This window comes from Pseudomonas endophytica (genome assembly GCF_001411475.1).
In the GTDB taxonomy this organism is placed as follows: Bacteria; Pseudomonadota; Gammaproteobacteria; order Pseudomonadales; family Pseudomonadaceae; genus Aquipseudomonas; species Aquipseudomonas endophytica.
In genome coordinates, this window is sequence record NZ_LLWH01000078.1 from 1 (window position 1) to 5,752 (window position 5,752).

Annotated in this window: 6 protein-coding genes and 1 pseudogene; 1 reads left to right on the forward strand and 6 read right to left on the reverse strand. The window is 57.0% G+C overall.

Annotated features, from left to right (window positions below):
• The coding region (locus AQS70_RS06810) for an SLC13 family permease (protein WP_055102126.1) at positions 1–1,032 on the forward strand (1,032 nt) is incomplete at its 5' end.
• 143 nt (positions 1,033–1,175) lie between these two features.
• On the opposite strand, the gene AQS70_RS06815 is transcribed toward AQS70_RS06810, so the two are convergent.
• The 6 genes and pseudogenes from AQS70_RS06815 to mbhE all read right to left on the reverse strand — a co-directional run.
• Positions 1,176–1,547 carry a Na+/H+ antiporter subunit G gene (locus AQS70_RS06815; RefSeq protein ID WP_055102127.1) on the reverse strand — a complete coding sequence of 124 codons (372 nt, stop codon included), beginning with the start codon at positions 1,545–1,547 and terminating at the stop codon, positions 1,176–1,178.
• Positions 1,544–1,822 carry a K+/H+ antiporter subunit F gene (locus AQS70_RS06820; protein ID WP_055102128.1) on the reverse strand — a complete coding sequence of 93 codons (279 nt, stop codon included), beginning with the start codon at positions 1,820–1,822 and terminating at the stop codon, positions 1,544–1,546. Before AQS70_RS06820 ends, AQS70_RS06815 begins: the two co-directional genes overlap by 4 nt.
• The gene (locus AQS70_RS06825) at positions 1,819–2,307 is read right to left on the reverse strand and encodes a Na+/H+ antiporter subunit E (protein WP_055102129.1); all 489 of its coding nucleotides are present in this window, start codon (positions 2,305–2,307) and stop codon (positions 1,819–1,821) included. The genes AQS70_RS06820 and AQS70_RS06825 overlap by 4 nt, the downstream gene beginning before the upstream one ends.
• Complete coding sequence (locus AQS70_RS06830) at positions 2,304–3,983, reverse strand: monovalent cation/H+ antiporter subunit D (protein WP_055102130.1); 1,680 nt, start codon at positions 3,981–3,983, stop codon at positions 2,304–2,306. Before AQS70_RS06830 ends, AQS70_RS06825 begins: the two co-directional genes overlap by 4 nt.
• The gene (locus AQS70_RS06835; protein WP_055102131.1) at positions 3,980–4,324 is read right to left on the reverse strand and encodes a Na+/H+ antiporter subunit C; all 345 of its coding nucleotides are present in this window, start codon (positions 4,322–4,324) and stop codon (positions 3,980–3,982) included. Before AQS70_RS06835 ends, AQS70_RS06830 begins: the two co-directional genes overlap by 4 nt.
• A pseudogene (gene mbhE, locus AQS70_RS06840) lies at positions 4,324–5,752 on the reverse strand (hydrogen gas-evolving membrane-bound hydrogenase subunit E); the annotation flags it as partial. The pseudogene mbhE and the gene AQS70_RS06835, both read right to left, overlap by 1 nt.

The window sequence follows — 5,752 nt, forward strand, 5'->3', positions numbered from 1 at the left end:
GCGGTCGCCATTGTGCTCAGTCTGGTTGGGCCGAGTGCCGCCGCGCGCAGTGCGTGTGTAGTGCCGATTATGATGGGGGTGATTCTGGCGTTTGGCGTTGATAAGCGCTCTAACATCGCTGCCGGGATCATGATTGTCGTGGCGCAGGGCACCAGTATCTGGAACGTCGGGATTCAAACGGCCGCTGCGCAAAACCTGCTGACGGTTGGCTTTATGGACAAAATGCTGGGCGAGCGGGTCAACTGGCTCGACTGGCTGATTGCAGGTGCGCCGTGGGCCATCATCATGTCGGCGGTGTTGCTGTTTGTAGTGCTTAAAATGCTCCCGCCAGAGAGTGACAGCATCCCAGGGGGTAAAGAGTCGGTAGAAAAATCATTGGCTGAGCTGGGCCCCATGACAGGGCCGCAGAAACGGTTGATGGCAGTGTCGATCGCGTTGCTGCTGGGCTGGGCCACTGAAGGCAAGTTGCACAGTTTTGACACCACCTCAATCACTTACGCCGGGCTGGTGGTATTGCTGCTACCGCGTTTTGGGGTGATGACTTGGAAGGACGTACAGTCGCGCATCCCGTGGGGCACGGTAATTGTGTTCGGGGTGGGGATCAGCCTAGGCACGGCGTTGCTGACGACTCAGGCCGGGCAATGGTTGGGTGGGCAAGTGGTGCTTAACACCGGGCTAGATCAAGTCGGGCCGTTGGGGATCTTTGCGATTCTTGGGGCGTTTTTGATTGTGATCCACTTAGGGTTTGCCAGTGCCACCGCGCTGACATCTGCTTTATTGCCGATTTTGATCGCGGTGCTGCAAACCTTGCCGGGTGAATTTAGCCGGTTAGGCATGACCATGCTGCTGGGCTTTGTGATGAGCTATGGCTTTATTTTGCCCATCAACGCCCCGCAGAACATGGTCTGCTTGGGCACGCAAACCTTCACCGCCAAACAGTTTGCAAAGGTAGGGCTGGTGGTCACAGTGATAGGTTACTTGCTGATGCTGCTGTTCGGTGCGACGTATTGGAGCTGGCTGGGCTGGATGTAATCGTCCACCTAGCGTCTATTGGTTGACGAGCAACCGTGGAGCTGCCGCAGGCTGCGATCTTTTGCTTTTTAAGATCAAAAGATCGCAGCCTGCGGCAGCTCCTACGGGTTATTCGGAGTTTTAAAGGCAGTCCAGAATGGGGATCAGGAGCCGCCTTCGCTGCGGCCGCCGCTGCTGACTTCGGCGGGGACATCTTCGCCTGCCATGCGTTTGCGGAACAGTGAAGTCCGGGCCAATAGTAGTGTGGTCACCGGCACGGTGATTGCCAGCAAAATGGGGATCAGCCAGGCATGCAAAACCGGAGTCGATTTAAGGGCCGAGAAGTAAAGAATTGAAGCCAGTGCCACACACCAAGCACCAAGGGTTGAAGCCAGTGCAGGGGGGTGCATGCGCTGGAAAAAATCTTTAAGGCGCAGCATTCCTAGCGCGCCACACAGGGCAAACAGACTACTGACCACCAGCAGCACAGCCACTGGTATTTCGATCCACAGAGACAGCTCGCTGATGGAATTCATTCGATAACCTCACCACGCAGCAGGAATTTGGCCAGCGCAAACGAGCCCACAAAGCCAAACAGGGCTATTAGCAAGGCGGCTTCGAAGTAGGTGTCACTGGCATAGCGAATGCCTAAGACCAACATCATGAGCATGGCGACGATGTACAGGTAATCCAGTGCCAAAACTCGGTCTTGGGCCGAGGGGCCTTTGAACAGTCGGATCACGGTCAGCACCATCGCCAAACTAAAGAAAAACAAGCTAATCAAAATGGCATTGGAGAGCAGGGCACTCATTCGAAGATCTCCATAAGAGGGCGCTCGTAAGCCGTTTTAAAGTGCTCAATAAACCGCGCTTCGTCATCTAGGTCAAAGACATGCAGCAATAACACGCTTCGGTCCAAGGCCAGCTCGGACCAAATCGTACCCGGCACCACGGTGGTGATCATCGACAAAGCGGCAAGGCCATTGGCATCACGCAGGTCGAGCGGAATTTTGATGAATCTGGAGCGTGGCGGACATCTGCGCAGGTTGAGTACGCCCCACGCCACGGCGAGGTTAGAAGCGATCACGTCACGGCCAACCGACAAGAACAATTTAATGATCACGCCCGGACGGTGGATTTTGATCGGCAGAGGCCGTAAGGGCGCGAACATGATTGGGGCCAAAAACGCCAAGGCAGCACCCAGCAAAATATGCCCGGCACTCAATGACAAATTGAGCAGTAACCACAGCACCCACAAGGCCAATGACAACCAAGGAGCAGGGAACAAACGCTTCATGGCTTGAACTCCTCTAGCGCTGCTTTGCCTTCAGGGCTAGGCACCGGGCGTGCGCCCATGACGGCCATTACATAACGCTCGGGGTTGTTTAAGGTATCGGCCGCCGCTTGGGTGTAACGCAACAGCGGTTCGGCCTTGAGCGTTAGCGCGATGCACAACCCGAGCAGCAACACGATAGGCACGCATTCCAAGCGTCGCAGGATCGGCGATGGTCGCTCCAAAGGTGTCCAAAAACGCTGGATGCCCATGCGCGAGAAGGCAATCAAGGACGCCAGCCCAGAGAGGATCAACAGCGTAAACAAGCACCAAGCAGCGGTTGAAATGGGCGCGTTAATGTCGGTGCCCAAACCTGCGGGGTTCAGCAGCGCGTTGAGCAAGCTGAGCTTGCCAATAAACCCGGACAGCGGCGGCATGCCGATAATCAACAGGGCGCAAGCGATGAAGCTCAAGCCCAAAAACGCCATCGCCCAGGGAATGATCTGTCCAACGACCACTTTTTGTTCATCGTCGAGGTTGCTTCCGCGGGGCGGCGGCTCAATCAGAGTTGGCAGCGCTTCAGCATCTTCTTCGATCAGTGACTCACTGGAGGAGCGCGAACGTTCGATCAATTCGGCCAGCAAGAACAAGGCGCTCAGTGCCAAGGTGGAGCTGACTAGGTAGAACAGCGCAGCAGAGATCAAATTGGGCTGGGCAAAACCCACCGCCGATAACAGGATCCCAGCCGACACCAGAATACTCAGGCTGGCCATGCGCTCCAGCCGTTGGGCGGCGAGGATGGCAATGGCTGCGCAGACTATCGTCGCCATACCACCGTAAATCAGCCAGTCACTGCCAAAGTAGGCTGAAGCCCCGGCTTGACCCGAGAACAGCAAGGTCCACAGACGCAAGACGGTGTAGATCCCGACTTTGGTCATGATCGCAAACAGCGCCGCCACCGGCGCGCTGGCTGCAGAGTAGGCGGGCACCAACCAGAAGTTCAGCGGCCACATCCCGGCCTTAGCGAGGAAGGCGATGGCCAGAATGGCAGCGCCGGCGTGCAGCAAACCTCGGTCGGCTTCTGGCACCAATGGGATTTTGAACGCCAGATCAGCCATGTTCAGCGTGCCGGTGACGCCGTAGATCAACGCGGCACCAATCAGAAACAATGACGATGCCAGCAGGTTGATCGCAATGTAATGCAAACCTGCCGAGACGCGTGCTTTGCCCGAGCCGTGCAGCATCAGACCGTAAGAAGCGGCCAGCAGCACTTCGAAGAACACGAACAGGTTAAACAGGTCGGCGGTCAGAAAGGCGCCGTATAGCCCCATCAACTGGATCTGGAAAAGCGCATGAAAGCTGGAGCCAGCGCGATCCCAGCGAGCCATGGCAAACAACAGCGCACAGCTGGCGATAACACCTGTAAGCACGAGCATCAGCGCTGATAAGCGATCCGCCACGAGCACAATACCGAAGGGCACCTGCCAGTTGCTGGGCAAGTACACGCCAATCGAGGCAGGGCTGCTCTGTTGTTGAGTCCAGAGCAGCAACGCAATCGAAATGCACAGCCCGATTAAGGTCGAGCACAGGTTTATCCGAGCTTTGAGCGGGCGATGTTTTTCACCCAACAACAACATGCACGCTGCGGTAAACAGCGGTAATAGGATTGGGGCGACAATCAGATGCGACATCAGATTCATTCTTTAGGCTCCCGGCCATCCACATGGTCGGTACCGGTCAAGCCGCGAGAGGCCAGCAAGACCACCAGAAACAGCGCGGTCATGGCGAAACTGATGACGATTGCGGTTAACACCAGTGCTTGCGGCAAGGGGTCGGTGTAGTGGAGCAAATCTTGCGGTACACCCGCTTTAATAACGGGCTCCTTACCAATGAACAGGCTGCCCATGCTGAAAATAAACAGGTTGACCCCGTAGGACAGCAAGCACAGCCCCATCACCACCTGAAAGGTTCGAGGGCGCAGGACCAGCCAAGTGCCCGAGGCGGCGAGCACCCCGATAGCGATAGCGATAACTTCTTCCATCAGGCAGCTCCCGTCTTGGATTGGAGGGCGGGACGATGGGCTCGTACCGATTGGTGAGCCAACGCTGTCAGGATCAGCAACGTGGCGCCGACCACAACGGCAAACACACCAATGTCAAAAAACAACGCACTGGCCAGGTGAATCTCACCCAGCACCGGCAAGCTGAAGTGCGCGGTATGAGTGGTCAAGAACGGATAGCCCACGAGCATTGCGCCCAGACCAGTTAGCGTTGCACACAGCAAACCGGTGCCCATCCAGCGCAACGGGCGCAAGCTCATTTGCGCCTCGACCCACTGCGTGCCCGCGACCATGTATTGCAGTATGAACGCCACCGACATCACCAAGCCTGCGACGAAGCCGCCGCCCGGCTGGTTGTGGCCACGCATGAACAGATACATCGACACCAAAAAGGCTATCGGCAGCAGCAAACGCACGAGTACGGCAGGCACCATCATAAAGCCCAGGGCGGTATCGCTGGCACTGCGCGGGTTAACCAAGTCAGTGACGACGTCTTTGGCCAGCAAACGCTGCTGTGCAGGCAGCTGCATGCTCTCTTTAGGAGGGCGGAAGCGACGCAGCAGGGCGAATACCGTCAATGCCACGGCGGCCAGTACGGTGATTTCACCTAGGGTGTCAAAGCCACGGAAGTCCACCAACATCACGTTCACCACATTGGTGCCACCGCCTTCTGGCAACGCACGGCTGAGGAAGAACGAGGAGATGTGGTTAGGGGTTTGCCGGGTCAGCATCGCGTACGACAACATCGCCATGCCGCCGCCGACTGCGATCGACAACAGCAAGTCACGCAGACGACGAATGCGCGCTTTGTTGAGGGTGCCAGGCAATGGCGAAACTTCTTCGATCCGACGTGGCAGCCAGCGCAGGCCGAGCAGAATCAGAACGGTAGTCACCACTTCTACCACCAACTGAGTCAAGGCCAGATCCGGCGCCGAGAACCAAACGAAGGTTACGCACGTCATCAAGCCGCAGACACTGACCATGGTCAAGGCTGCCAGACGGTGGTATTTGGCTTGCCAAGCAGCGCCAATCGCACAGGCAATCGCCAGCACCCACAAGGTCACAAAGACAATCGAACCGGGGATGTTCGGCCTGTCGCCCCAGCTCAAGCCGCTGTAAAGCATTGGGATCAGACCCGCAATAACGGCGGCCAACACCAGCAGGAACAGCTGCGTTTGCAAACGTAACGTGCTGCTACGACGCCCACAACAACACATAGAGCAAGATACCGCATGACATGGCGACCAAACTCATGATCATTGGCGCATTCAGGCCGTGCCAAATGGCCAAGCTGTACTCAGGCAGTTCGCCACCCACCACGGGCTGCGCGGCCGCAGCGAGCAAAGGACCCACCGTCTGGGCCGGGAAAATACCGACCATCAGGCAGGTAAAAACCAACAACTCTACCGG